The sequence below is a fragment of the Bradyrhizobium sp. SZCCHNR1051 genome (assembly GCF_032489615.1).
In the GTDB taxonomy this organism is placed as follows: Bacteria; Pseudomonadota; Alphaproteobacteria; order Rhizobiales; family Xanthobacteraceae; genus Bradyrhizobium.
In genome coordinates this window covers 171,543-195,463 of record NZ_JAUEYJ010000005.1, presented here as the reverse complement: position 1 = coordinate 195,463, position 23,921 = coordinate 171,543, and the positions used below count along the sequence as shown (strand labels likewise).

24 protein-coding genes are annotated in these 23,921 nt (G+C 65.0%); 11 read left to right on the top strand and 13 right to left on the bottom strand.

Annotation, left to right across the window (positions count from 1 at the left end; all coding sequences use genetic code 11):
- Positions 1–12: 12 nt before the first annotated feature.
- The 5 genes from QW868_RS07870 to QW868_RS07850 form a co-directional block, all read right to left on the bottom strand.
- Entirely contained in the window at positions 13–1,389 is a 1,377-nt protein-coding gene (locus tag QW868_RS07870; protein ID WP_315797246.1) for a cytochrome P450, read from the bottom strand.
- Between the two features lie 945 nt (positions 1,390–2,334).
- Positions 2,335–2,493 (bottom strand): hypothetical protein, encoded by a 159-nt coding sequence (locus QW868_RS07865; protein ID WP_213737209.1) that lies wholly within the window; start codon positions 2,491–2,493, stop codon positions 2,335–2,337.
- Between the two features lie 226 nt (positions 2,494–2,719).
- On the bottom strand, positions 2,720–2,866 hold the full coding sequence (locus tag QW868_RS07860; protein WP_315735374.1) for a hypothetical protein: 147 nt from the start codon (positions 2,864–2,866) through the stop codon (positions 2,720–2,722).
- Between the two features lie 144 nt (positions 2,867–3,010).
- A complete protein-coding gene (locus QW868_RS07855) occupies positions 3,011–3,790 on the bottom strand; it encodes a hypothetical protein (RefSeq protein ID WP_315735372.1) in 780 nt (259 codons plus the stop codon).
- Between the two features lie 250 nt (positions 3,791–4,040).
- Positions 4,041–4,352, bottom strand: coding sequence for a hypothetical protein (locus tag QW868_RS07850; RefSeq protein ID WP_315735370.1), 312 nt, complete (start codon positions 4,350–4,352; stop codon positions 4,041–4,043).
- Positions 4,353–4,587: 235 nt separating this feature from the next.
- On the opposite strand from QW868_RS07850, the gene QW868_RS07845 reads away from it, so the two are divergent.
- Positions 4,588–4,710, top strand: coding sequence for a hypothetical protein (locus QW868_RS07845; RefSeq protein WP_315797247.1), 123 nt, complete (start codon positions 4,588–4,590; stop codon positions 4,708–4,710).
- Between the two features lie 211 nt (positions 4,711–4,921).
- On the opposite strand, the gene QW868_RS07840 is transcribed toward QW868_RS07845, so the two are convergent.
- Entirely contained in the window at positions 4,922–6,163 is a 1,242-nt protein-coding gene (locus QW868_RS07840; RefSeq protein ID WP_316230294.1) for an LLM class flavin-dependent oxidoreductase, read from the bottom strand.
- A gap of 442 nt (positions 6,164–6,605) precedes the next feature.
- On the opposite strand from QW868_RS07840, the gene QW868_RS07835 reads away from it, so the two are divergent.
- Positions 6,606–8,072 (top strand): PHB depolymerase family esterase, encoded by a 1,467-nt coding sequence (locus tag QW868_RS07835; RefSeq protein ID WP_315797249.1) that lies wholly within the window; start codon positions 6,606–6,608, stop codon positions 8,070–8,072.
- A gap of 49 nt (positions 8,073–8,121) precedes the next feature.
- On the opposite strand, the gene QW868_RS07830 is transcribed toward QW868_RS07835, so the two are convergent.
- Positions 8,122–8,790, bottom strand: a complete 669-nt coding sequence (locus QW868_RS07830) for an MBL fold metallo-hydrolase (RefSeq protein WP_316230293.1) — start codon at positions 8,788–8,790, stop codon at positions 8,122–8,124.
- Positions 8,791–9,040: 250 nt separating this feature from the next.
- Here QW868_RS07830 and QW868_RS07825 point away from each other — a divergent pair, with 250 nt between their 5' ends.
- Entirely contained in the window at positions 9,041–9,523 is a 483-nt protein-coding gene (locus QW868_RS07825) for an MmcB family DNA repair protein (protein WP_316230292.1), read from the top strand.
- A 157-nt stretch (positions 9,524–9,680) separates the two neighbouring features.
- On the opposite strand, the gene QW868_RS07820 is transcribed toward QW868_RS07825, so the two are convergent.
- The 3 genes from QW868_RS07820 to QW868_RS07810 all read right to left on the bottom strand — a co-directional run bounded on the left by QW868_RS07820 (position 9,681) and on the right by QW868_RS07810 (position 10,530).
- Positions 9,681–9,941, bottom strand: a complete 261-nt coding sequence (locus QW868_RS07820; protein WP_315735356.1) for a DUF1488 domain-containing protein — start codon at positions 9,939–9,941, stop codon at positions 9,681–9,683.
- 102 nt (positions 9,942–10,043) lie between these two features.
- Entirely contained in the window at positions 10,044–10,286 is a 243-nt protein-coding gene (locus QW868_RS07815; RefSeq protein WP_315812110.1) for a hypothetical protein, read from the bottom strand.
- 106 nt (positions 10,287–10,392) lie between these two features.
- A complete protein-coding gene (locus tag QW868_RS07810; RefSeq protein WP_315735351.1) occupies positions 10,393–10,530 on the bottom strand; it encodes a hypothetical protein in 138 nt (45 codons plus the stop codon).
- A 509-nt stretch (positions 10,531–11,039) separates the two neighbouring features.
- Here QW868_RS07810 and QW868_RS07805 point away from each other — a divergent pair.
- The 3 genes from QW868_RS07805 to QW868_RS07795 all read left to right on the top strand — a co-directional run bounded on the left by QW868_RS07805 (position 11,040) and on the right by QW868_RS07795 (position 12,169).
- Positions 11,040–11,309: a hypothetical protein gene (locus QW868_RS07805; RefSeq protein WP_315735348.1), complete on the top strand. Its 270-nt coding sequence runs from the start codon at positions 11,040–11,042 to the stop codon at positions 11,307–11,309.
- Complete coding sequence (locus tag QW868_RS07800) at positions 11,302–11,598, top strand: hypothetical protein (protein ID WP_316230291.1); 297 nt, start codon at positions 11,302–11,304, stop codon at positions 11,596–11,598. The genes QW868_RS07805 and QW868_RS07800 overlap by 8 nt, the downstream gene beginning before the upstream one ends.
- A gap of 205 nt (positions 11,599–11,803) precedes the next feature.
- Entirely contained in the window at positions 11,804–12,169 is a 366-nt protein-coding gene (locus QW868_RS07795) for a hypothetical protein (protein ID WP_315735343.1), read from the top strand.
- 21 nt (positions 12,170–12,190) lie between these two features.
- Here the strand turns inward: QW868_RS07795 and QW868_RS07790 are convergent, their stop codons facing one another.
- Together QW868_RS07790 and QW868_RS07785 are read right to left on the bottom strand one after the other, a co-directional pair.
- A complete protein-coding gene (locus tag QW868_RS07790; RefSeq protein WP_315715137.1) occupies positions 12,191–12,745 on the bottom strand; it encodes an ActR/PrrA/RegA family redox response regulator transcription factor in 555 nt (184 codons plus the stop codon).
- Between the two features lie 174 nt (positions 12,746–12,919).
- Positions 12,920–14,275: an ActS/PrrB/RegB family redox-sensitive histidine kinase gene (locus QW868_RS07785; RefSeq protein WP_315735341.1), complete on the bottom strand. Its 1,356-nt coding sequence runs from the start codon at positions 14,273–14,275 to the stop codon at positions 12,920–12,922.
- Positions 14,276–14,372: 97 nt separating this feature from the next.
- On the opposite strand from QW868_RS07785, the gene QW868_RS07780 reads away from it, so the two are divergent.
- The 5 genes from QW868_RS07780 to QW868_RS07760 all read left to right on the top strand — a co-directional run bounded on the left by QW868_RS07780 (position 14,373) and on the right by QW868_RS07760 (position 21,474).
- A complete protein-coding gene (locus tag QW868_RS07780; protein WP_315756844.1) occupies positions 14,373–15,164 on the top strand; it encodes an ABC transporter ATP-binding protein in 792 nt (263 codons plus the stop codon).
- Entirely contained in the window at positions 15,161–15,973 is an 813-nt protein-coding gene (locus QW868_RS07775) for an ABC transporter permease (protein ID WP_315735337.1), read from the top strand. Before QW868_RS07780 ends, QW868_RS07775 begins: the two co-directional genes overlap by 4 nt.
- A 124-nt stretch (positions 15,974–16,097) precedes the next feature.
- Positions 16,098–17,426 carry a polyhydroxyalkanoate depolymerase gene (locus tag QW868_RS07770; protein ID WP_315735335.1) on the top strand — a complete coding sequence of 443 codons (1,329 nt, stop codon included), beginning with the start codon at positions 16,098–16,100 and terminating at the stop codon, positions 17,424–17,426.
- A 208-nt stretch (positions 17,427–17,634) separates the two neighbouring features.
- A complete protein-coding gene (locus QW868_RS07765) occupies positions 17,635–18,474 on the top strand; it encodes a SprT family zinc-dependent metalloprotease (RefSeq protein ID WP_315735333.1) in 840 nt (279 codons plus the stop codon).
- 318 nt (positions 18,475–18,792) lie between these two features.
- Positions 18,793–21,474 (top strand): EAL domain-containing protein, encoded by a 2,682-nt coding sequence (locus QW868_RS07760; protein WP_316230290.1) that lies wholly within the window; start codon positions 18,793–18,795, stop codon positions 21,472–21,474.
- Between the two features lie 231 nt (positions 21,475–21,705).
- Here the strand turns inward: QW868_RS07760 and QW868_RS07755 are convergent, their stop codons facing one another.
- Positions 21,706–23,916, bottom strand: a complete 2,211-nt coding sequence (locus QW868_RS07755) for a penicillin-binding protein 1A (protein WP_316230289.1) — start codon at positions 23,914–23,916, stop codon at positions 21,706–21,708.
- Between the last annotated feature and the right edge of the window lie 5 nt (positions 23,917–23,921).

Genomic DNA, 23,921 nt, shown 5'->3' with positions numbered 1-23,921 from the left:
AATGCGCGCGGGTCACACCGCCTTCAGCATCACCTTCAGCCCGTCGCGCGGCTTCGGGATCGGCCAGACCTGCCAGCTCGGCTGATAGCCGGGGGCGAAGGAGACCTCGAGGTTGGAGAGGAAGTGCCGGGCAAAGCACTTTACCTGCATGTAGGCGAAGTGCAGGCCGAGGCACATATGCGCGCCGCCGCCGAACGGCACCCAGGCGAAGCGGTGGCGGCCGCGCTGGGCCTCGTCGGTGAAGCGCATCGGATCGAAGCGCTCGGGCTCGGGCCAGATCTCCGGCATGTGATGCGTGAACATCGGATTGATGCCGACGCCGGTGCCGGCGGGAATCGCATAGCCCTTGAAGGTGAAGTCCCGGACCGGGCGGCGCGGCAATGATGGCACCGGCGGCATCAGCCGCAAGGTCTCCTGGAACGCCATCTCGGTGAGCTTCATCTTCTCCAGATGCTCCGAGCTCATCGGATCGCCCTCTGCAAGGCCGAGGCTCGCGACCTCGTCGCGCAGCTTCTGCTGCCACTCTGGATGCGCGGCGAGCTGGGCGACGAACGAGGTGATCGACGAGGTCAGCGTGTCGTGCGCGGCCATCATCAGGAAGCTCATGTGATCGACGATGTCCTGCGTCGACAGCAGCGCGCCGCGGTCGTCGGTGGCGCGGCACAGATGCGAGAACAGGTCCTCGCCGTCGCCGCGCGCGCGGCGCAGCGGGATCTGCTCGGAGAAATAGGCGACGATGCGCTGGCGGCCCTTGACGCCGCGCGCCATCTGCGTGCCCGGCAGCGGCCGGCGGATCGGCGCCACCGCGGCCGCGACCATGTCGACGAAGGCGCGGTTGATCGCATCGACCTCGGGCCCGATCTCGCTCCCCAGGAAGGACGTCGCCGCGAGATCCAGCGTCAGCTGCTTGATCGCGGGATAGAACAGCATCTCGCCGGGATTTGCCTTCCACTGCGCGATGCGTGCGGCGATGCCGCGGTCGAGGCCGGCGAGATAGGACTTCATCGGCCCGGCCTTGAAGGCGACCGACAGCGCCTTGCGGTGCATGCGATGCTCCTCGAAATCGAGCAGCATCAGGCCGCGCGGAAACAGCAGATTGAGGATGTGGCCCCAGCCATGGGCCGACGAGAACAGCTTGGTCTGGTCGAACAGCACAAGCTCGTTGGCTTCGGGGCCGAGCAGCACGACGTTGACGTCGCCGAACATGTGGGTGCGGTAGACGGGGCCATACTTCCTGGCGTTGCGCTCGACGTGACCCTTGGGGTCGGCGAGCGTCTCGAATGTCTTGCCGATGATCGGCCAGCCTTCGTCGCCGGGGATATGGGTGAGTGAATTGCGCCGTGGCGGGGTCAGCCTGATCGCTTCAGAGACCACATGCTGCATCGACATCGCGGGGCTTCCTCTCGTCTGATGGCGGTGTCTCGGATCTGACTTCGTTTCGGTCAGTGGCACAGTGACAGACACCGTGGCCTGCATTGTCGGGCGGTTGCGGCCCTGATGCAATACGCTCCGGTGTCTCATGATCCGCCAGTTGTGCTGCGTCGCACGCGGCTGCGATCTCGCGGCGCGTTGATGCGTCCGAGGGATGGAATATTCCGTCCTCCTCCAGTCAGAGGGCACGGGGAATGCCGGGCGCTGGCCGCACCCATGGCCCGCCTGCAGAAAAAAATGCAGGCGGCAGGTACCATAGGTTCAGCCGAGGCATCCCGGCATTCCCCGCGCGATGGTTTGAACGGCTGCTTCGCGTGCTCCCCGGTGCGCCGGGCTTGTTGGTCACCGTTGCCTGCGCGACGCGTGAGCGCCACCGCAAGCGTAACACCAGCATCGGGGTGCCAGGACCACGCGACTTGACCGTGCGCATCGCCGTCGTTCGTCCGCGCGGCGTCAACCACGCTGCGACATCGACACGCCCACCGCATCCCGCCTCAACGTTCGTGACGACCGCGAAGCGCCCCTCTTATCGAGACGGGACGGTGGGAGAGAAGCATGAATTCTGATAAAGAGAAACAGGAATATTTTTGCGGGCAGGACTGGACAGGGGTGATGTGATTGAGGTGGTTCGCGAAATGAGTTTTTCGGCGCGCACCGTCTCGCGGCGATCGACCTGTGATCGGCAGGTCGGCGCGGTGGTGTTTCTTTTCTCAAGATGTTTTGCTGGAAGCGATTTGCCCGTCGGGCCCGACGGTCGCCATCAGCTTCCTGCTGTTGTCGCCGGTGGGCGACGCCGCGATATCGGCGATCGATCGACGCAGGTTCAGCGGATCATGTCTCGCTGCGAGGAGGTCCCGCCACCGCCGGAAGCTGCCACGCGTTCCGACGCGGGCGTCAGGATCATCAGCCGCCCGATTTGTTGATTTTCTTCACCTTGGCGTCGGTTGCCTCGATCGAGGCCGCCAGCTCCAGGATCGCCTTTGCCAGGAGGTCGGCGGCCTCCTTGGGGTCCTGCGACCGTTCGGCGCGCAGCGCGTAGTTCTTGGCTGAGGAGAGTGACATTGGCGATCTTTCCCACGGAAAAGCCCGCCGGGTCGAGACGGCGGGCTGCCTGACGCGTCCTACGCGCGAGCGGTCCCTTGCAAGGCCATGCTCGATTCGCAGTGAGCATGGCAGGCCCGGGTTAAGAAAATCCTCGTGGCGCCCAATCGCCGATGGCCGCCAGGTCGCCACCGACGGCTCGAGGTGTGGAGATCCACTGCTACCAAACGCTGGCGATCAGTCGACCTCAGAACTTGTAGGCGATGCCGACCGTTGCGGTGTGGGTGCGTGTCGTGACATGCGCGGTGAAGCGGTCGTCGAAGCCGACGCCGCCGGTGGTGAAGAAGGGCTGCGTCCAGGTGCCGAAATCGGCGGAGCGATAGTCGGCACGCACGATCCAGTTTCCGCCGACCACAACGGCGCAGCCATCCGCGGCTGCGCTTCGAGGGGCAGGTCGGCTGCCAGCGCCGATCCCGAGTGCCGCGCCTTGTGGACCACGGACGCGGATCATGCTTTCGCGCACGCGCTAGTAGGTCGATTAAAAGAAGATCTTCCAAACGTAGTTCAAGGCATCGCCAAAATGTGCCTTGGCAAAGTCGATTAGAGCCGCCCTCGCCGCCGCAATTGTCCCCTCTTTGATCGTTCCCGCAAACCGCTTGCCGAGCATCCCAAGCCGCTCAAGGGCGATCTTCACGTAGCCAGCGCTGACAATTCGGGATCGCAGCTTGTTGAGCGTCCCTTGGAGGCCTTCCAGAGCAAAGTCGCGTTCTTGGGAGTGCGTGGCGCTATATCCGTTATCAGAACGGACTTCTTCGATAACATTTTCAAGTGATGAGATCGCCTTCTTCGCTGTCGGGTCGTCTTCCTCTAATTGAATGGGCGCCCACTCGCCGTCCGGATTCTCAAAATCCAGGACCTTTATGTCCAAGTTGACGAAATGGTTTTCGAGAGAGATTAGCGCAGGTACAAGCCAATCATTGCTCCGTCCGGCTGCTTCGTAGGTGGAGAACGGAAGATCTTCGTCCTGGATGAGAGTATTCCATACGTCATCGAATTCGGGACTTGACGAAAAAATCGCGGGTCCGAATGGGTCGCGCTTAATCTTGATCATTTCACGTTTAACCAGCCATGCCACCGCACGGTCCCAGATCATCCAACGCTCGATGAGGCTTCCTCCTTCGGGGTTCGGATCATCTAAATCCGGATACCGGCCCTTTATTTTAAACTCCGGAAGAGGAGTGCTCGCTTCGTGCAATGCCACTGCAATCGCCAGGGCATAGTAAATTGGCGCTCGGGCCACGAACTCCGCCTTGTCCATTTCTTTTCCCTCAACCTAAACGACGTATACATTTGTGTTATAAATCGGCAAGAGTATTGGATGATTGCGCGGCTATGTCGGTGACGCGCTAGGACGTATGACGCCAAATATCGCGATAGCGGAGCGCTTAAGCTAGCGGCTATGAGTGCGGATGAGGGCGGTGTGTCATCCCTTTCCGCGGCTGCGAAGCTGTCGCCCAACTGTCGTCCAGACCGGAAGGATCCGCGCGGCCTGCTTGAGGTGCCGGTTTTCAAAGCGCGACGCCATAACGATAGGCGAGCTTGGCCCGGCCCTTTATCCGCATGCCTCGCCGCGAGACCTCGAGAGCGATTTGGTCGCGGTCGATTCGGGTCATCAGGACGCCGCAGCAGTCATAATGCGCAATTCCAATGTCGCGGCCTGTTTCGACGTGCAATTCCATGCGGGCCGGGTCTGGGCCGAAATTGCGCACGATCGCGTCGTCGCCATAAAAGCGCTTGATCGTGTCCTTGATGAAAATGACTTCATCAGCAGACAAGGGAGCGGGCGGCTGCGGAGGGCACTGGGGTTTGGCAGCGGGCATGGCGCTCAAAGTAGCGCCCGGGCAGTTTGGAGCCAAGCCTCGCCTGCCCCATGGTTTGACTGTTCTCACTGTCATCGACGAGCGCACGACCGCTCGCTTCAGGACTAGCCGCGCTCAGAACTTGTAGCCGACGCCGACCGTCGCCGTATGCGTTCGCGTCGTCACATGCGCGGTGAAGCGGTCGTCGAAGCCGACACCGACGCCGCCGGCGACGAAGAATGTCCGCCTCGCCACCGTGCTCGGCCTCGTCGTCTACCCGCAATTCCAGAAGCCGGTCGACCTGCCGGCCCTGCGCGAGACGCTGAAGCAGATAGCGACCATCGCCGACTGCGAGAAGCTCGTCGCGGCGGTGAGGTAGTCACGCGCTCGACCGTTCGAGTTGCGCCTTGCCGCCATATTAGAGTCCAACCATTAAGGCCGTCATGGCCGGACTTGTCCCGGCGATCCACGTCGTTCGAGATAGTGGATGGACGTGGATGCCCGGGTCAAGCCCGGGCATGACGAGTAACTAATTAGCGGCATCGAATGCCGCGATATTGCGCGTGCCACGGAGCGGCTTCGCCCCACGCTCACCCTCGCTGTTTCGCCGCCGCCTCCTGCAGATCCGGGGCATTCACGGCCGGAATCGCGATCCGTCCTGGCCCCGTCTGCGACAGCGCGGCGGCGGCCTTGTCGTTGTCCATGATCTTGGCCATCACGGCCTGGCCCGCGCGCTCGAAGATGGCGCGGTTCTCGATGACGAATTTCTGCGAGCGGCGCAGGCCGTCGATGTAGCCGTTGATCTCCGGCACGACGTAGCGCGCGACCATGTCCCAGCTGCGCCGCGAAGCTTCCGGGTTGGCCCAGTCGTGCACGAAGCCGATGATGTGGCCGACGCCGCCCGACACCTGCATCAGGTTCCTGATCGTCTTGACGAGATCGTCCGGCGTGCCGATCGTCGACGCCGCGCCCTCGACGAAGGCGGTCTTGTCGACGGCCTCGTCCGGCGATGAGAAGGCCTTCAGGCCGGGCCGCATCAGGGTGCCGACGGTGTACTCGTTGTGCCAGCGCATCAGTCCCGCGCCGGCGTCGCGCCGTGCCTGCTCGCGCGTCTCCGCGATGTGCCAGGACAGCAGCACGCGCCAGTCGGCGCGGCTCACTGTCGTGCCGTGCTTCTTCGCCGCGTCCTCGGCAAACTCCCATTGCTGCGGCAGCGCCATCAGCCCCTGCGTCGACATCGAGCCGAGCGAGATGATGCCGATGCCGTATTTGCCGGCCAACGTCATGCCGGACGGCGAGATCTGCGAGGCCACGACGAACGGCATCTCCTCCTGCAACGGCAGGATCTGCAAGGCCGCATCGTTCATCGTGAACCAGTCGCTCTTGGCGGTGACGCGCTCGCCGTTGAACAGGCGGCGGATGATGGCGATCGCCTCGTCCTGACGGTCGCGCTGCGTCATCGGATCGATGCCCAGAGTGTGGGCATCGGAGGCGAGCGCGCCGGGGCCCGAGCCGAAGATGGCGCGGCCGCCGGTCATGTGATCGAGCTGCACCATCCGCTGCGCGACGTTGTAGGGATGATGGTAGGGCAGCGAGATCACGCCGGTGCCGAGCCTGATGCGCTTGGTGCGCTCGCCGGCGGCGGCGAGAAACATCTCGGGGGAAGCGATCATCTCCCAGCCGCTGGAATGATGCTCGCCGCACCAGAACTCATCGTAGCCGAGCTCGTCGAGCTGCGCGACCAGATCGAGGTCGCGGCGGAATTGCAGCATCGGATGCTCGCCGATCGGATGATGCGGAGCGAGGAACGCTCCGAATTTGAGCCGCGCCATGCGTTTTCTCCCAAGCGGAATTCGTTGTTGCTTGCCGATCAGGCTAATTGGCGCATCGGAGTCAGGCAATCACCTTGGCGCGTATGCCGATCGGTGCATGGCTGCCATTTGTTTGTTTACTGATCGCCGATCGGTACGGCACACTTCCCGCTGACATGGTCGATTCGCGATGTGGCTCGAATGATGATTTCCAAATCGCGGTCGTCGGCCTTTGCGGTTGCGGAGTCTGTCGCGTTCACGCCAACGGCGATATTCGTGGTGCTCGGTTCGCATTTCGGTGATTGCTGCGTGAAGCGCCGCGTCGGCGTGGCATTTAGATCGCAGCAAGACCGAAATTCGCAATCAAATTGCTGACGTCCGGGATGGTGTGGGCTTTTTCTTTTGCACTGCAACAACCATCTGGGTGATGGTGGATTGTCTACCCGCTGCCGTGAATACGCGAATGCCTAAGGAGCTGCCGTTGTCCCTCGCCGAAAATGTTGAGTATTTGCGACGGCTGCGCGAGCTGAACAGTATTACCGGATTTGCCGATTTTCATCGTCAGCCGCGTCGCGCTCCAGAGAATCCCCTGATCGAGATCGAGCACTTCGGCACCAACCCTGGGCGCCTGAAGATGTTTGCCTATGTGCCGGCGCAGCGTCAGCCGCTGGCGCCGCTGGTCGTCGTGCTGCATGGCTGCGGGCAGGGCGCCGCCGACTACGATCTCGGCGCCGGCTGGTCGACGCTCGCCAAGCATTTCGGCTTCGCGCTGCTGCTGCCGGAGCAGCAGCGGGTCAACAATCCGCAGCGCTGCTTCAACTGGTTTCAGTCCGAAGACATCACGCGTGATCAGGGCGAGGTCGCCTCGATCCGTCAGATGATTGCGCGCATGGTGGCGGATTGTGCCATCGATCCCAGGCGCATCTACGTCACCGGCCTGTCGGCGGGCGGCGCGATGACCATGGCGCTGCTCTCGGCGCATCCCGAATTGTTCGCTGCCGGCGCTGTCATCGCCGGGCTGCCGTTCGGCACCGCGCGCAGCATGCGCGACGCGATCCTGCAGATGCGGATGCCGCCGGCGCGCCCCGCAGGCGAGCTCGGCGATCTCGTTCGTCGTGCCTCGAACCACCGCGGCAAGTGGCCGAAGCTGTCGGTGTGGCACGGCACAGCGGACTACACCGTGCATCCGGACAATGCCGGCGAGATCGTCAAGCAGTGGCTGGACCTGCACCATCTGCCGCTGGCGCCGATGGCCGCGGCCGAGGTGAACGGCTATCCGCATGAGCAATGGTGGAATGCCGACGGCGAGACCGTCGTGGAATCGTTCACGATCTCCAACATGGCGCATGGCACGCCGATCGGGATCGCGGCCAACGACAAGCGCTATGGCAAGGCCGGGCCGTTCCTGCTCGAGGCCGGCATTTCCTCGTCCTATCACATCGCGAAATTCTTCGGCGTCACCGATTGGATTCGTCCGCTCAAGGCGGCCACGACGTCGCCGAGCACGAAGCTGATCCCGCAGGTGTCGCCGATCTCGGCGGTGCCGGCCTTCACCAAGACCTTGCGACGCGCGGCGGACGCTCCATCGCCCGCTGCGGAACCGGTCGACGTCAAGCCGGCCGAGATCAAGGTGGTCGAGCCCAGAATGTCGCCGACCGGCATGCTGCTCTCTGCACCGGCATCCGCTGCGGTCCCGCAGCCCGAGGTCGAGCCCCAGTCGCCGTCGCGGAAAGCGGCCAAGTCCAAGCCGGACCAGAGGCCGGAGTCCAAGCCCGTGGCCGTCTCCAAGCCCGTGGAGCCGAAACGGCTGGAGTCGGCGACCGGCGAATCTTCGATCAACGGCAGTGGCGCGACCGTCAGGCCGCGGCGCCGAACCATCGACGTCGCTGCCGTGATCGACCGTGCCCTGCAAGCGGCCGGCCTGAAGTAGGCGGCCACAACCGCAGCCGTTCAGAGCTCGCTCGCGAGGGACGCGCGGGTCAGACGTCCCCGGTCAGGAATGGGTTGGTCATGCGCTCCTGGCCGAAGCTCGATCCGGCGCCATGGCCGCAGATGAAGCCGACGTCGTCGCCGAGCGGCAGCAGCTTGTCCTTGATCGATCTGATCAGCGTCTCATGGCTGCCGCCGGGCAAATCGGTGCGGCCGACCGAGCCGTTGAACAGCACGTCGCCGACCTGGGCGAAGCGCATCTCGTTGTTGAAGAACACGACGCTGCCCGGCGAATGCCCCGGGCAATGCAGGATATCGAAGACGAGCTCGCCGATCTCGACGCGGTCGCCCTCCTCGAGCCAGCGATCCGGCGTGAAATCGCGCACGCCTGTGATGCCGAAGCGCGCGCCGCTGGTGACGACGTTGTCGAGCAGGAATTTGTCGGCGACATGCGGGCCTTCGATCGGCACCTTCAGCGCGTCGCGCAGATCGGCCGCGCCGCCGACATGATCGATATGGCCATGCGTCAGCCAGATCTTCTCGACGGTGATATTGGCCTGCGCGATCGCCGCCTGAATGTTGGGCACGTCGCCGCCGGGATCGATCACGATCGCCTTCCGGGTCGCCTCGCACCACAGGATGGTGCAGTTCTGCTCGAACGGCGTGACGGGCACGATCATCGCGCCGGCCTTCGCCTTGGTGGTTTCGGGTTCGCTCATGGCGCCAGCATGCCGATTTTTCGCAGTGCGCCAAGCGAAAAACACCGCGGTGCGGCGGCTTGAAATCCGCTCTCGGCAAGGCACGCCGCCACCGCCTGCAGCCGCGCCCTGCCTGCGCGCGAGGTCGGCGGCTGGGCCGCGTCGCGCAGGACCTGACGTCTGCTTGATCGGCGAAGAGCGCCGCCTGGGTCCCAGGTTCCGCGACGGGGCCGGGGCTTGGGATGGCTCCGGAATCGGCTATGCTGCGGTCATGGACTCGTCAGCCGCCAGGATCAGCCTCGTTCCCGTCGACCGCCGCCAATCCGAGACGGCGCTGGCGATCGCGCGCGGCACCTCGCGCCTGCTGCGCTCGCTCGGCTTTGCCACCATCAGCGAGCTGCCGCTGCCGTCGGGACGTCGCGCCGACCTGGTGGCGCTGAACGAGCGCGGCGAGATCTGGATCGTCGAGATCAAGTCGTCGGTCGAGGATCTGCGCGCGGATCACAAATGGGAGGACTACCGTGCCCATTGCGACCGGCTGTTCTTCGCCTTCACGCAGGATCTGCCGTGCGAGATCTTTCCGCAGGACACCGGCCTGATCGTGGCCGATGCCTATGGCGCCCACCTGCATTGCGAGGCGCCAGAGCACAGATTGCCGGCGCCGACGCGCAAGCTCATGACGGTGCGCTTCGGGCTCGCGGCGGCGCAGCGGATCAACCGGCTGATCGACCCGCAGGGCCACGCGGACCTCTAGAGAATCCTCAAATGCGGTCCACTGGACGGGGGTTCCCCGCCTAGGTAGGTGACAGAGGCTCCGTCAGGTCACGAGTCTCAAGATGAGAGACATCAGCATCGCTGAGAGCCGATCCGCATCACCACCAGCCTGGCCGATCGATCGCCAGGCATCGCCGTCAAAAATTGGCAGCGACGAGATCGTAGGATCCCCGGCTGCCGCGGACATAGACCCTGGCGGCGGCGGCGCAGATCCGCTCGCGGTTGGAATCGAACGCGGTCAGAAAGCCCGACTCGTCCGGACGGGTGTCGGGTTGAAGGCGTCTCAACGCGCCCTCGTCGACGAAGAACGATGCTTCCATTGCGCTGTCATAGCCCCAGAACCGTACGGCACGTCGCGTGCGGTCATAGGAGCGGCTGTGATTTGGAAACTCAATCATGTGTGTGTCCGATCAGGTTCGGAGGACGCCGCCGATAGGGCGGACGTCATCCAAGGGGCGTCGTTCGGCGGTGGTCGCCGGCGACAAAGGTTTGCGCGCATCTCAATCGAAAGCCGACGGCAACTCGCCGTGGCGGAAGAGGACTGTCGGCTCATCGTCATAGTCACCCATGTCGGGATCGCCCGAGGATGAGAAGGCGACGACGCCTGCCTTGCTCGACACCAGTCGTTCCGCAGTCCGGAGCGCGCTCGCTTCCGTCTTGCAGGCGATCGGCGTCTCGGCTTTCGCGCGTCCGCCCCGGCCGGCGCTGAACGCCTGAACGAAATAGATCGTTTCGCGCGCCATGTTCTGTCCTTTGGGCTGTCGAGTACGGTCGGCCGCGTCGCCGCATTGCGCGCGGCCCTGCGGCCTTGCGGGAGAACCATCCAGACTGATGAGGGCCGGAAATCTCCTAGCGCTTCTTCTTGTCGCTGGAAAAATCCGGCTGCCATGCTCCGGTCTTCTGGCTCGGCGCTGCGGCAATGCTCTTGGGCTTTTCCTTCTTGGGCTTCTTGGCTTCGCGATTGCCTTTTTGCTGACCTTTGGCCATGTCGATCTCCTCTCGGCTCGGGTTGGAGCTGGTTCAACGCATCGGACGAAGGCGCCGCGTCGATCCTGCGTGCGCGGCGTCACTGCCTATCGGCCGGGTGGCCGTCATCCACCGGCTGCCGACGGGGCGCACGGTGGTCTGATCTACGAATGCAGCGCGGCAGTTGCGAGCGCGAGAAGGATCAGCAGAAGCGGCACAATGATGGGTGGAACGATCCACTCGCTCAGACGAAACTGCGGCATTGGCTGTCCCTCGCGTGTTTGCGGCGGGAGCGCTCGTGACCCTCAGTCACCGATGAATGCCGTCGGAATGGCGGTGATCACCATTGATACACCCTGGCTCCTGCAATAGCGAGCACCAAAGCGCAGCGACACGGTCCGATGACGCCCAGCCGTTCGTCACGTCGTGCTGATGAGAAAGCGGTGGCTATTGCCGGCCGTAAGGCGCATGCTTCGAAGACCTCGAAGTTGCGACAGCGACAGCGAGGCTGTTGCGAAAGGTAGGCGCAGATGAGCATCCGCTCGCGGCGCGAATTCGTCACCTTCAAACATCCGTTCCGGATCAGAAGCATCGAGCGTCTCTTGCCCGAGGGCACCTACGAGGTGGTCACGGACGAGGAGCTGATCGAAGGATTGTCCTTTGCTGCCTACCGCCGGGTTGCGACGATGATGATGCTGCCCGCCGCCGGCTCGCGCTCTGCGGCCGTCGAGATGGTGTCCGTCAGCTCGGTCGATCTTGCAGACGCGCAGCGTGTCGACGCGAGTGCGTCGGATGACTGACGAACCGCTCGATCTCGACAGACACCGCGGGATGAGCGCGCAGAAGGCCGTGGACCTGCGTCGCGCTCTGGCCGAGGCCGAAAGTCACGCGCGGGACCTGCGCGAGCGGCAGGCTGTTCTCGAGCAGCACTTGCTCGCCAACGCGGCTGCGTCGTGGCCGGAAGCCGCCGCGAAGGCGCGCTATCTCCTGAACATGTATGCCGCGAGCCTTACGGAACAGGATACCAGGCACCGGGAGCTGATCGCCGCCGTCCTGGCCGACTTCTCCCGGCTGACGGGGGAGAGCTGACGCGAGCCGGGGCATCGGGGCGCCGCCCGGCCTTGGATCCCCCGCCCGATCCAAGACTGTTGCTGGCGCAACAACATTCGCTTGTCCCGCCCTCCCGGCAATTTCCCCTCTCTGCCCGATAAATGCCCCGCATGGGGCGCAACATCTCGGAACATTTTTAAGGCTCGAGCGGTATCCAGCCGAGGGGTGCGAACAGGGACGACAGATGCGACGGGTGCTCTTGGCGTTGACACTGCTCTACGCGACCGGAGTTCGCGCGGAGGAGATGGCGTTCTACGTCCTGGGCGTGGGCGCCGATTCCTGCGAGCGCTTCATCACCGCCGCCGAGGAGCAGCCGCCCGGCACCTACAAGGCGATCGGCAATGCCGACGGCCCCTACGTCAACGCCATCTCAAAGTATCAGCAGTGGATGATGGGCTACGTCTCCGCCATCAATGCGGACCGCGGCGACGAGGGCCGGCAGATCAAGCTCGATCTGACCGAGGTCGACAGCTGGATGCGCAATTGGTGCAGCCGCAATCCGCGGCGCACCGTCTTCCATGCGCTGCAGGCATTCGTGAAGTCGCACTGAGTGCGGACGAGCCGCAAAAGCCTACTTCGGCGCGCGCTTGGCGAGGATGCGCTGCAGAGTGCGGCGGTGCATGTTGAGCCGGCGGGCCGTTTCCGAGACGTTGCGGTTGCACATCTCATAGATGCGCTGGATGTGCTCCCAGCGGACACGGTCGGCCGACATCGGATTCTGCGGCAGCTCGGACTTTTCGCTGGTGGTCGACAGCAGCGCTGCAACGACGTCGTCGGCATCCGCCGGCTTGGCGAGATAGTCGACGGCGCCCATCTTCACCGCCGTCACGGCGGTGGCGATGTTGCCGTATCCGGTCAGCACGATGGCGCGGGCCTCGGGGCGCTTGCGCTTCAGCGCCGACACCACGTCGAGGCCGTTGCCGTCGCCCAGCCGGAGGTCGACCACGGCGAAGGCCGGCGCTGCCTTGCCGATCTGTGAAATACCTTCGGCGACGCTTTCGCAGGAGGTGACCGTGAAGCCGCGGGTCTCCATGGCGCGCGACAGGCGCTCCAGGAACGGCTTGTCGTCCTCCACGATGAGGAGAGAGCGGTCCGGGTGGTTCGTCAGTTCGGCGATGGCGCCCACGGTCATATCCTTGAGAAGAAGGCTCGATGGTTGCGAGACGTCTGGTCCATCCTCATATGGTCTGCCGACCGGCCGCTGCCAAGATCGCGGGTTGCCGCAGTCTGCGGCGTGACGCCGCGCGGGGCGGGTGTGCTGTATGCCAGGACCACGCCGGCGGCGGCTGCCGCCGAGGCTTCATTCCGGCTCCGCCTCGCCATCGTCGTCCTCGCTGGCCTCGAAGCGCCGTCGCGGCCACACGATCTGGACTACGGCGCCATGGTCGGGGAAGGTGCGATTGCTGAACGAGACCTTGGCCCCGGTCCGCTCCAGCAGCGTGCGGGCGATGAACACGCCGAGCCCGAGGCCGCCGCCCTGGTTACCTCCCGGGCCGTCCTCGGCGCTGGGCCGTCGCGACAGATAGGGCTCGCCGATCCGCTTCAGGATATCAGGCGCGAAGCCGGGGCCGTCGTCGGACACCACGATCTCGACCGTCTCATTGTTCCACCAGGCGTTCACCTCGACGGCGTTGCGCGCGAAGTCGACGGCATTCTCCAGGATATTGCCGACGCCATAGAGGATCGCCGGGTTGCGCGAGCCGACCGGCTCCTTGGCCGCGGCCACGGCGACGCGCACCTTGATGTCGACGCCGAAGTCGCGATGCGGGGCCACCGTCTCCTCGATCAAGGTCGACAGCTTCATCCGGTCGTACATCGACCCGATCGAGGACAGCTGGGTGATCTTGCCGAGAATGTCGCGGCAGCGCTGCGCCTGCTCGCGCAGGGTCTTGATGTCGGAGGTGACCTGGCTGTTGTCCTGCAGGGCGCGCTCCAACTCGCGCGAGATCAGCACGATGGTCGCGAGCGGGGTGCCGAGCTCGTGCGCGGCGGCCGCCGCGAGACCGTCGAGCTGGGTGAGGTGCTGCTCGCGCGCCAGCACCAGCTCGGTCGCCGCCAGCGCGTCCGACAGCTTGCGCGCCTCCTCGGTCACCTGGAACGCATAGAGGCTGGTGACGCCGATCGCGAGCGCGATCGAGAGCCAGACGCCGAACAGATAGATCGGCGGGAAGATCAGCGGCTCCTCGCCTTCCCACGGCAGCGGCAGGTGCATGAAGAACAAGGCGGTTGCGCAGGCCACGGCGAGCAGGCCGAGCATGATCGTCAGGCGGACGGGGAGGGCGGTCGCCGAGATCAGCACCGGCGCCAGGAACATGTAGGAGAACGGATTCTCCAGCCCGCCCGTGAGATAGAGCAGCACCGTCAGCTCGACGATGTTGAGCGCGAGCAGGCCTCCGGCGTGGGCCGGCTCCAACAACTGCATCGGGTTGAAGGCGATCTGCAGGCCGAGATTGAGCAGCGCCGAGATGCTGATCACCGCGAGACAGGGCACCACCGGCAGGTCGAACTCCAGCCCCTGCACCACGATGAAGATCGCGCTCAACTGACCGAGCGCCGCCAGCCAGCGCAGCCGCAGGATGGTGTCGAGCCGGACGCGCTGTCGCGGATGGCGATAGTCGGTGTCGGGCGTGTCGATGATCAGGGCGTCGTCGGTCATGACGGGAACCTAATGCCGCGCAGGCGCGGCGACAAATCTGGCCGGCCGTTGGTGGCCTGTTGCGGTTTGCGGCACAATGCCTCAATGAACCCCTCCCATGACGCAAGATGACGCAGTGCCGACCCTCTCATCCGATTCCAGCTCGGTTTCGCCCGCGATTGCCGTGTCGCGGCTGACCAAGGTCTACAAGACGACGACCGCTGTCGACGGCATCTCCTTTGCGATCCGCCGCGGCAGCATCACCGGGCTGCTCGGCGGCAACGGCGCCGGCAAGACCACGACGATTGCGATGATCATGGGGCTGGTGCAGCCGACCTCGGGCGAGGTCGCCGTGCTCGGCCACAGGATGCCGGACGAGGCTGCTGCCGTGCTGGGACGGATGAATTTCGAGAGCCCCTATGTCGACATGCCGATGCGCCTCACGGTGCGGCAGAACCTCACCATCTTCGGCCGGCTCTATGCGGTGGACCACCTCAAGGAGCGGATCGCGGAGCTCGCCGCCCAGCTCGACCTGACCGACTTCATCGATCGTGCCAATGGTAAGCTCTCCGCCGGGCAGAAGACGCGCGTCGCGCTGGCCAAGGCGCTGATCAATGATCCCGAGCTGCTGCTCTTGGACGAGCCGACCGCCTCGCTCGATCCTGACACCGCCGATTGGGTGCGTGGCCATCTCGACAGCTACCGCAAGCGCCGTGGCGCCACCGTGCTGCTCGCCTCGCACAACATGCTGGAGGTCGAGCGTCTGTGCGACCGCGTCATCATCATGAAGCGCGGTCGCATCGAGGACGACGACAGCCCGGCGCAGATCATGGCGCGCTACAACCGCTCGACGCTCGAGGACGTATTCCTCGACGTCGCCCGCGGCCGCGACCGGGAGGCCGCGCAATGAACGATCTTTCGCTCCGCATCGCCCCGCACCGGATCGGCGCGATGATCCTGCGCTACTGGTATCTGCTGCTGTCGTCCTGGCCGCGGCTGCTGGAGCTGATGTACTGGCCGACCCTGCAGATCATCACCTGGGGCTTCCTGCAGACCTACATCACCGCCAATGCCGGCTTCTTCGCCCGCGCCGGCGGCACGCTGATAGGCGCCGTCATCCTGTGGGACATCCTGTTCCGCGGACAGCTCGGGTTCTCGATCTCCTTCCTCGAGGAGATGTGGGCGCGCAACATCGGCAACCTGATGATGAGTCCGCTGACGCCGATCGAATTCCTGCTGGCGCTGATGACGATGAGCCTGATCCGGTTGGCCATCGGCATCATCCCGATGACCCTGATCGCGGTCTGGTTCTTCGACTTCAACCTCTACAGCCTCGGCCTGCCGCTGATCGCCTTCTTCTGCAACCTGATCTTCACGTCCTGGGCGGTCGGCATCTTCGTGTCGGGGCTCGTGCTGCGCAACGGGCTCGGCGCCGAGAGCATCGTCTGGACGCTGATGTTCGCGCTGATGCCGCTCGCCTGCGTCTACTATCCCGTTCAGGTGCTGCCGCATTGGCTGCAACTGGTCGCCTGGTCCCTGCCGCCGACCTACGTGTTCGAAGGCATGCGCGCGCTGCTGGCCGATCACGTCTTCCGATCGGACCTGATGCTGACGGCGCTCGGGCTCAATGCCGCCCTGCTGCTGGCGTCGTTTGCGGCATTCATTGCCCTTTTGCGTAGCGCGCGCCGCGCCGGCTCGTTGCTGGCGGCAGGGGAATAATTGCGCTTTTCCCGTGGATTTCCGGGCTCATTTCGTCGCTTTGCGGCGTTGACACGTACAACACCGCATTGACGCTTAATTGCGCATTCGGCAGTATGCTGCATTGCAGAGAGGTTGAACGAGAATGCCGATAGGTGAGTTTGGCGGTGCACCGCCCCTGGCGTCGGAAGGCAGTCCGGTCCTGACGACGCCGATGTACTGGATGTACGAAATGGCGCACGCCTCGCTCAATCCGGCGCGCGCTGTCACCGACGCCACCAAGATCCTGTTTCAGAACCCGCTCAATCCCTGGGCCCACACCCAGATGGGCAAATCGGTCGCGGCGGCCTGCGAGCTGTTCGAGCGCACCACGCGCCGCTACGGCAAGCCCGAATGGGGCCTCGACGAGACCGAGGTCAACGGCATCCGGACCCCCGTCGAGGTCCGCTCGATCTGGGAAAAGCCGTTCTGCCGGCTGCTCTATTTCGACCGCAAGCTGACCCGCCCGCTGCGCAGCCCCCAGCCCCGGCTGCTGATCGTGGCGCCGATGTCCGGCCATTACGCGACCCTGTTGCGCGGCACGGTGGAAGCGTTCCTGCCGACCCACGAGGTCTACATCACCGACTGGTCTGACGCGCGGATGGTCCCGCTGGCCGAAGGCCGCTTCGATCTCGACGACTACATCGACTATGTCATCGAGATGCTGCGCTTCCTCGGCACCAACATGCACGTCATGGCGGTGTGCCAGCCGGCGGTGCCGGTGCTGGCGGCGGTGTCTGTCATGGAGGCCGAGCGCGATCCCTTCGCACCAATCTCGATGACCCTGATGGGCGGCCCGATCGACACCAGGCGCAACCCGACCGGCGTGAACAATCTCGCCCAGGAGCGCGGCATCGACTGGTTCCGCAACCACGTCATCACCAAGGTGCCGTTCCCGCATCCAGGCGTCATGCGCGACGTCTATCCGGGCTTCCTGCAGTTGAACGGCTTCATCAGCATGAACCTCGACCGCCATGTCGACGCCCACAAGGCGCTGTTCGCCAACCTCGTGAAGGGTGACGGTGACCAGGTCGACAAGCACCGCGACTTCTACGACGAGTATCTCGCGGTCATGGACCTGGCTGCGGAATATTATTTGCAGACGGTGGAGACCGTGTTCGTCAAACATGCGCTGCCGAAGGGCGAGATGACCCATCGCGGCACCCTGGTCGATCCGTCGAAGGTCACGCGCGTGGCCTTGATGACAGTCGAAGGTGAGAAGGACGACATCTCCGGTCTTGGTCAGACCGAAGCGACGCACGGACTCTGCTCGTCGATCCCGGATCACCGCCGGGTTCACTACGTGCAACCGGGTGTCGGTCATTACGGCGTGTTCAACGGCTCGCGATTCAAGTCGGAGATCGTGCCGCGCATCAACGATTTCATGCTGTCGGCAGCCGATCCGAAGTCGCTGCTCGCCATTGCGGCTGAATGAGTGAAGACGATGGTCACCGCGCATCCGAATCCGGATGCGGGGTAACCCTTTGAAGGGACGCTAGAAACCGGAACTCAGGAGTGACTCAAGCAGTGAATGTGGCGTCGCTTCTTGAGCGATGCTTTTGAATCTGAATTCATGTTTTTGGGGGCGCGCGAGGCCCAACCGCTAGGGTGCGGAACCTTCCGAACCCCTGTATGTTGGGCAAATGATTTGTTTTTGCGCCGAGCGCTTTCCCTGGCGATGGATATGGCAAAATCCGGGCGAGTTCTTCCCTCCCGGACTGACAGAAATGGCCACTCGCGCGCTACTTTATCGGCGGCCCGCCGAACCTTCGCGTCTTCTCGTCAAGCATGGCTCGCAAATCTACTCGATTAGATTGCGGCGTCACCGTCGTGCGCGACGTTATACCCTGAGAATTCATCCGTCGGATCGCGAAGCGATCCTCACGATGCCTCCGCGCGGCACGATCATCGAAGCGAAAGACTTCGCGCAGCGTCACGGCGCGTGGATCGCGGCGCGTCTTGGCCGTCTGCCGAAGGCGGCGCCGTTCCTGCCGGGCACTTTGGTGCCGCTGCGCGGCGTGCCGCACAAGATCGTGCATCGCGCGGGCGAGCGCGGCACGGTGTGGACCGAGACGCGAGACAGTGGCGAGAAGATCCTGTGCGTGGCCGGCGGGATCGAGCACACCGAACGCCGGGTGCTCGACTTCCTGAAGCGCGAGGCGCGCCGTGACCTGCAGAAGGCCGCCGATGCCTATGCCGAGCAGCTCGGCGTCAAGGTCAAGCGGCTGTCGATCCGCGACCAGTCGAGCCGCTGGGGCTCATGTACCTCGGCCGGCTCGCTGTCGTTCTCGTGGCGCCTGATCCTGGCGCCGCCCTTCGTGCTCGATTATCTCGCCGCGCACGAGGTCGCTCATCTGATCGAGATGAACCACTCGCCGCGGTTCTGGAAGGTGTGTGGCAGGATCTGCTCCTCGGTCGAGCGCGCCAAGAAGTGGCTCGACACCTGCGGCAACGATCTGCATCGCTATGGCATCGACGACTGAGGTCTCGACGATAGAGCATCTCGACGATGCGAGTCCCAATGGCCCGGCCTTCTGGTCCGGGCCATTTCTTTGTCGGGTTCCAATCTGCATCGATGAACTCAGAACCCGCGTGCGGACTATCGAATTCTTAAGCCTTCTCGCCTGCAGTCGGAGGATATTGCTCAATTCGGCGGCGCCTTAACGCGGCCGTAACGCTGCGCTCGCCAGATTTACCGCGATCAACCCCAAGGTGACGTCCCAGCGAGCTGCCGGGTCGTTCGCTGCAACCAAAGCGCCGATCGTTTCTCTCGAAACGTGCAGCGCGCCTCGAATCGAACGATGCCTGCAAGCGAGTTCCAACCGGCCGCATCCACACAATTGCTCTCGGCCGCGCTCGACGGTGCCTCCGAGGCGATCCTGTTTCTCGACGCGCTGGGCCATGTCCAGCACGCCAACCAGGCGGCGTCGGTGCTGCTGCGGCGTGAGCCGGCCGCTCTGATCGGCGCCGACCTCGAAAGCCTGGGTCTGCCCGCGGATCTGATCCCGGCGCCCCCCTGCGACGAGACGACGGACGCGCAGCAGGAGGCGGACCAGTCCGAAGCCCGCGAAATGACGATGCGCCATGCCGATGGCGGGCGGACCCGCCTCCGCCTGTCGCTGTGCGCTCTCCCGCCGGGCCGTGACGACGAGCCGGTCCGTTCGCTGCTGTTCATTCGTGACGTGACCACCGAAGTCGACATGCGCGAGCGCAATGCGCTGCTGACGTCGGTCGCCGACCGGACCAACCGGGCCGTCATCGTCACCGATCGCGAGCTCAACGTCCTCTATACCAACGCCGCCTTTGCCAGCCTGTTCGGCTACACGCCTGAACAGGCGATCGGGCGCCGGGCCGAGGAACTGCTGATCGGCCCCTGCACTGATCCCGCCATCGTCGACCGGCTGAGGCAATGCCTCGAGGACGATCGCGGCATCGAGGAGGACGTGCTGGTCTACGACAAGGACGGCCGCGAGATCTGGACGACCGCCTATGTCAAGGCGCACCGGACCAAGCGGGGCAAGGTCAGATATCTGTTCGGGCTGCTCACGGACATCCGGGAGACCAAGCAGTTGCGCTCGCTGCAGCAGCTGATCATGGCGTCGCTGGCGTCCGACGTTTCGATCACGACCATCGCCGATCAGCTGTGCCGCCGGGTCGAAGAGCTCGCCCCGGACGTCGTCTGCTCGATCCTGCACGTCGATTCCGATGGCCGCATGCATCCGCTCGGCGGCCCCAGCCTTCCGCCCGCTTATTCGGCCAGCCTCGACGGCGTCGCGATCGGGCCGGACGTCGGCTCCTGCGGCACCGCCGCCCATCTCTGCGAGCCGGTGCTGTCGCACGACATCGACAATGATCCGTGCTGGCAACCCTACAAGGCCGGCCCGCTCGCCGCCGGCCTGCGCGCCTGCTGGTCGTCGCCCATCAAGGGCAAGGACGGCCGTGTCATCGGCACCTTTGCCTTCTACTTCCGTGAATGCCGCGGCCCCAGCCCCTGGCACGAGCAGATCGTGGCCGCCTGCGTCCAGCTCGGTGCGCTCGCCATCGAGCGCCAGGAGGTCCGCTCGACGATCTCACAGGTCGCCTATCATGACATGCTGACGGGCCTGCCCAACCGTGCCCGCATCCCGTCGCTGATCGCCGAAGCCATCAAGGCCTGTCCGGAAGGCGGACACGTCGCCGTCGCCTTCCTGGACGCCGACAATTTCAAGGACGTCAACGACACGCTGGGCCATGCCGCCGGCGACGAGTTCCTGGTCGGCTTCGCCAACCGCCTGCGAGCGCAGATCCGCAACGGCGACATGCTGGGCCGTCTCGGCGGCGACGAGTTCGTGATCGTGCTGCAGAACCGCGATGCCCTGGAAGCCTCGCTCGCGGCGGCGCGCATCACCGCCGCGCTGGCGATGCCGCTGACGATCGGCAAGCGCCAGGTGCCGATGTCGGCGAGCATGGGGCTCAGCCTCTATCCTGATAATGCCAAGGACATCGAGACCCTGATCAAGCAGGCCGACGCGGCGATGTACAAGGCCAAGCGCGGCGGCCGGGCGACCTACCGCTTCTTCAGCGCCGACATCGACAAGCTCGCCGAAGAACGGCTGATGCATTCGACCGCGCTGCGCGAGGCGATCGCCAGCGAGGCCCTGACGTTGCACTATCAGCCGCAGATCCGCACCCGCGACGGCGCGATCCACGGCGTGGAAGCGCTGGCGCGCTGGCACGATCCGGTGCTCGGCGAGGTCTCGCCCGCCAAGTTCATTCCGCTTGCCGAGGAGTGCGGCCTGATCGAGCAGATCGGCGTGTGGTCGATCAAGCTGGCCTGCCAGCAGATGGCGTCGTGGCGGCGTGCCGGTCTCGACATCCCCTGCATCTCGGTGAACCTGTCGCCGATCAACTTCCAGAACGTCAATCTGGCGGCGATGGTGGCGCAGATCCTGGCCGCCAACGATCTGCCGGCGAAGATGCTGATGCTGGAGATCACCGAGGGCGTGATCCTCAACGAGCGCGCCACCGTGATCGCGACCATGAACGAGCTGCGCAACATGGGCGTCGGCCTGTCGCTGGACGATTTCGGCACCGGCTATTCGAGCCTCAGCCGGCTGGCCCAGCTACCGATCGACGAGCTGAAGATCGATCGCAGCTTCATGCGCGATTTCGAGAACGACAGCGGCACGCGGGCGATCGTGACCGCGGTCGTGCGCGTCGGCCAGAGCCTCGACGTGGCCGTGGTCGCCGAAGGTGTCGAGACCGAGCCGCAGCGCAAGCTACTGGCCGAGCTCGGCTGCGATGCGATGCAGGGCTTCCTGTTCGCGCGGCCGATGGCCGCCAGCGCCTTCAGCCGCTGGCTGCTCGACTACAGCGCCCATCGCGCGAGCCTGATGCTGCGGCTCGTCGGACGCGCGCTGGCGCAGGCCTCCGGTGATGCGAAAGGCGAGGGTGCTGCGAAAAGCGAGCCGTCATCGCGGCCCGTTGCGGCCGCCGCGGGCTGATCAGGCCGGACTCACTGTCTTCCCCTGACGAGCATCGCTCGTTGTGTCGCAACACGCAGCGCATTTGCGCTTCCGTCGTCATTCCGGGGCAATCGTCAACGCGCGTCCGCGCGTTGGCGATTGAACCCGGAATCCCGAGCTTGTTGAAAACGAATGCCAGACAACATCGAGATTCCGGGTTCCAGGCCTACGGCCTTGCTCCGGAATGACGGTGTTCGTGGTGCAATCAGATCAGCGCCGGCCGCCGAACAACCGGTCCACCAGCCAGCCGTCGAGCCCGGCCGCGGGCTCCGGACGAACATTGCTGCGGCTCGGGCTCGGCGCCGCCGAGCGCGCCGAGTAGGCCGCATTGGGCGCGGGGGCCGACGGTGCTGAAATCTGCGAGGCGATCTGCGCCAGCGTCGGCACAAGACCCGAGCCCTGCGCGTTCGGCAGCGCCGCCACCGGCACGCCCTGATGCGCCGCGCGCATGAAGCGGGTCCAGACCTCGACGGGTAGGCCGCCGCCGGTCGCCTTCCTGGTCGGCGAGTTGTCGTCATTGCCGAGCCAGACGCCGGTGACGAGGCGCGCGGTGTAGCCGATGAACCAGGCGTCGCGGAAATCCTGGCTGGTGCCGGTCTTGCCGGCGGCGATCCAGCCCGGGATCTCCGCCTTCTTCGCGGTGCCGGAGATCAGCGTCTCCTGCATCATCTGGTTCATCATCGCCGCGTTGCGCGGCTCGATCACCTGCACCGGCTGCTCGGCCTGGCGCATGTAGAGGAGCTTGCCGTCGAGCGTCCTGATCCGCGTCACCACATGCGGCGAGACGCTGACCCCGCCATTGGAGAACGGCGCGTAGGCGCCGACCAGCTCGATCATCGACACCTCGGAGGTGCCGAGCGCGATCGACGGGTTGGGATCGAGCTTGGAGGCGATGCCCAGGCGGTGTGCGGTCCGCACCACGTTCTTCGGTCCGACCTCGAGACCGACACGCACCGCGACCGTGTTGAGCGACATCGCCAGCGCCTGGGTCAGCGTCACCGGGCCGAAATATTCGCGGGTGTAGTTCTCCGGCTTCCAGCCCTTCAGGTCGAGCGGCGCGTCCTGGCGCACCGTGTCCGGCGTCAGGCCCTGCTCGATGGCGGTGAGATAGACGAACGGCTTGAACGCCGAGCCGGGCTGCCGTTTGGCGGTCACGGCACGGTTGAACTGGCTGTCGGAATAGTTGCGGCCGCCGACCATGGCGCGCACGGCGCCGTCCGGCGTCATCGCCACCAGCGCGCCCTGGCTGACGTTGAACTTCACGCTCTTGGCCGCGAGCTCGTCGATGATGGCGGCCTCGGCGACGGATTGCAGCTTCGGATCGATCGTGGTCTCCACGACGATCGACTCCTCGACCTGGCCGACGAGGTCGTCGAGCACCTCGCCGATCCAGTCGGCGACGTAGTTCACGGTGCCGGCGCCGGCCGGCTTCACCGCCACGGAAGGATGCGCGATCTGGGCCTGCGCCTGGGCGTCGGTGATGAACTTGGCCTCGGCCATCGCCGCAAGCACGGTCTGCGCGCGCTTGGCCGCGCCCTCCGGGTTGCGGTTCGGCGCCAGCCGCGACGGCGACTTGACGAGACCTGCGAGCATCGCGGCCTCGCCGATCGTCACCTGCCGCGCGGACTTGCCGAAATAGCGCTGCGCGGCCGCCTCGACGCCATAGGCGCCGGAGCCGAAATAGACCCGGTTGAGATACAGCTCGAGGATCTCGCGCTTGGAATATTTGCGCTCCAGCCACAGCGCCAGCTCGGCCTCCTGCAGCTTGCGCGCCAGCGTGCGCTCCTGGGTCAGGAACAGGTTCTTGGCGAGCTGCTGCGTCAGGGTCGAGCCGCCCTGTGATACGCCGCGATGCAGGATGTTGGCGACGACAGCGCGGGCGATGCCGATCGGGTCGATGCCGAAATGCTGGTAGAAGCGGCGGTCCTCGATGGCGATGAAGGCCTTCGGCAGATAGGGCGGCAGATCCTTCAGCGCGACATTGGCGCCGGCCATCTCGCCGCGCTGCGCCAGCATGGTGCCGTCATAGCCCACGATCTCGATCGTCGGCGGCCGCTTGGGGATCTCCAGCGACTGGATCGGCGGCAGATGCGCGCCGGCCCAGATCACGACGCCGACCAGCGCGATCACGCCCCACAGGCCGCAGACCAGCGCCCAGTAGAACATGCGCCCAATCGACAATCCCCAGCGCGACCTGCCGCGGCTCGGCTTTGGTTTCGGCGTTGAGGTCTTCGGCTCGCGCGCCGGCACATCTTCCTCGTCGTCGGGCTCGACCGGCCTTTTCTTCGCAGCGGACTTCTTGGGCGCGTTGTTGCCGGAGGGGATGCGATCCTTGGGGTCGAGGCGCAGATCGGCCATCGCGGCCGCAAGACCGAATCGCGGCTCCTTGCGTCCGCCGCTCTGTTTCCGTCCCCGCGCCATACGCA

Coding starts and splice junctions, on each gene's coding strand:
- QW868_RS07840 (WP_316230294.1), bottom strand. CDS start 6,163: ATGGCGCGGCTCAAATTCGGAGCGTTCCTCGCTCCGCATCATCCGATC.
- QW868_RS07835 (WP_315797249.1), top strand. CDS start 6,606: ATGCCTAAGGAGCTGCCGTTGTCCCTCGCCGAAAATGTTGAGTATTTG.
- QW868_RS07805 (WP_315735348.1), top strand. CDS start 11,040: ATGAGCATCCGCTCGCGGCGCGAATTCGTCACCTTCAAACATCCGTTC.
- QW868_RS07820 (WP_315735356.1), bottom strand. CDS start 9,941: ATGATTGAGTTTCCAAATCACAGCCGCTCCTATGACCGCACGCGACGT.
- QW868_RS07865 (WP_213737209.1), bottom strand. CDS start 2,493: ATGTCACTCTCCTCAGCCAAGAACTACGCGCTGCGCGCCGAACGGTCG.
- QW868_RS07855 (WP_315735372.1), bottom strand. CDS start 3,790: ATGGACAAGGCGGAGTTCGTGGCCCGAGCGCCAATTTACTATGCCCTG.
- QW868_RS07825 (WP_316230292.1), top strand. CDS start 9,041: ATGGACTCGTCAGCCGCCAGGATCAGCCTCGTTCCCGTCGACCGCCGC.
- QW868_RS07780 (WP_315756844.1), top strand. CDS start 14,373: ATGACGCAAGATGACGCAGTGCCGACCCTCTCATCCGATTCCAGCTCG.
- QW868_RS07850 (WP_315735370.1), bottom strand. CDS start 4,352: ATGCCCGCTGCCAAACCCCAGTGCCCTCCGCAGCCGCCCGCTCCCTTG.
- QW868_RS07815 (WP_315812110.1), bottom strand. CDS start 10,286: ATGGCGCGCGAAACGATCTATTTCGTTCAGGCGTTCAGCGCCGGCCGG.
- QW868_RS07755 (WP_316230289.1), bottom strand. CDS start 23,916: ATGGCGCGGGGACGGAAACAGAGCGGCGGACGCAAGGAGCCGCGATTC.
- QW868_RS07775 (WP_315735337.1), top strand. CDS start 15,161: ATGAACGATCTTTCGCTCCGCATCGCCCCGCACCGGATCGGCGCGATG.
- QW868_RS07870 (WP_315797246.1), bottom strand. CDS start 1,389: ATGTCGATGCAGCATGTGGTCTCTGAAGCGATCAGGCTGACCCCGCCA.
- QW868_RS07765 (WP_315735333.1), top strand. CDS start 17,635: ATGATTTGTTTTTGCGCCGAGCGCTTTCCCTGGCGATGGATATGGCAA.
- QW868_RS07800 (WP_316230291.1), top strand. CDS start 11,302: ATGACTGACGAACCGCTCGATCTCGACAGACACCGCGGGATGAGCGCG.
- QW868_RS07770 (WP_315735335.1), top strand. CDS start 16,098: ATGCCGATAGGTGAGTTTGGCGGTGCACCGCCCCTGGCGTCGGAAGGC.
- QW868_RS07760 (WP_316230290.1), top strand. CDS start 18,793: ATGCCTGCAAGCGAGTTCCAACCGGCCGCATCCACACAATTGCTCTCG.
- QW868_RS07795 (WP_315735343.1), top strand. CDS start 11,804: ATGCGACGGGTGCTCTTGGCGTTGACACTGCTCTACGCGACCGGAGTT.
- QW868_RS07810 (WP_315735351.1), bottom strand. CDS start 10,530: ATGGCCAAAGGTCAGCAAAAAGGCAATCGCGAAGCCAAGAAGCCCAAG.
- QW868_RS07785 (WP_315735341.1), bottom strand. CDS start 14,275: ATGACCGACGACGCCCTGATCATCGACACGCCCGACACCGACTATCGC.
- QW868_RS07830 (WP_316230293.1), bottom strand. CDS start 8,790: ATGAGCGAACCCGAAACCACCAAGGCGAAGGCCGGCGCGATGATCGTG.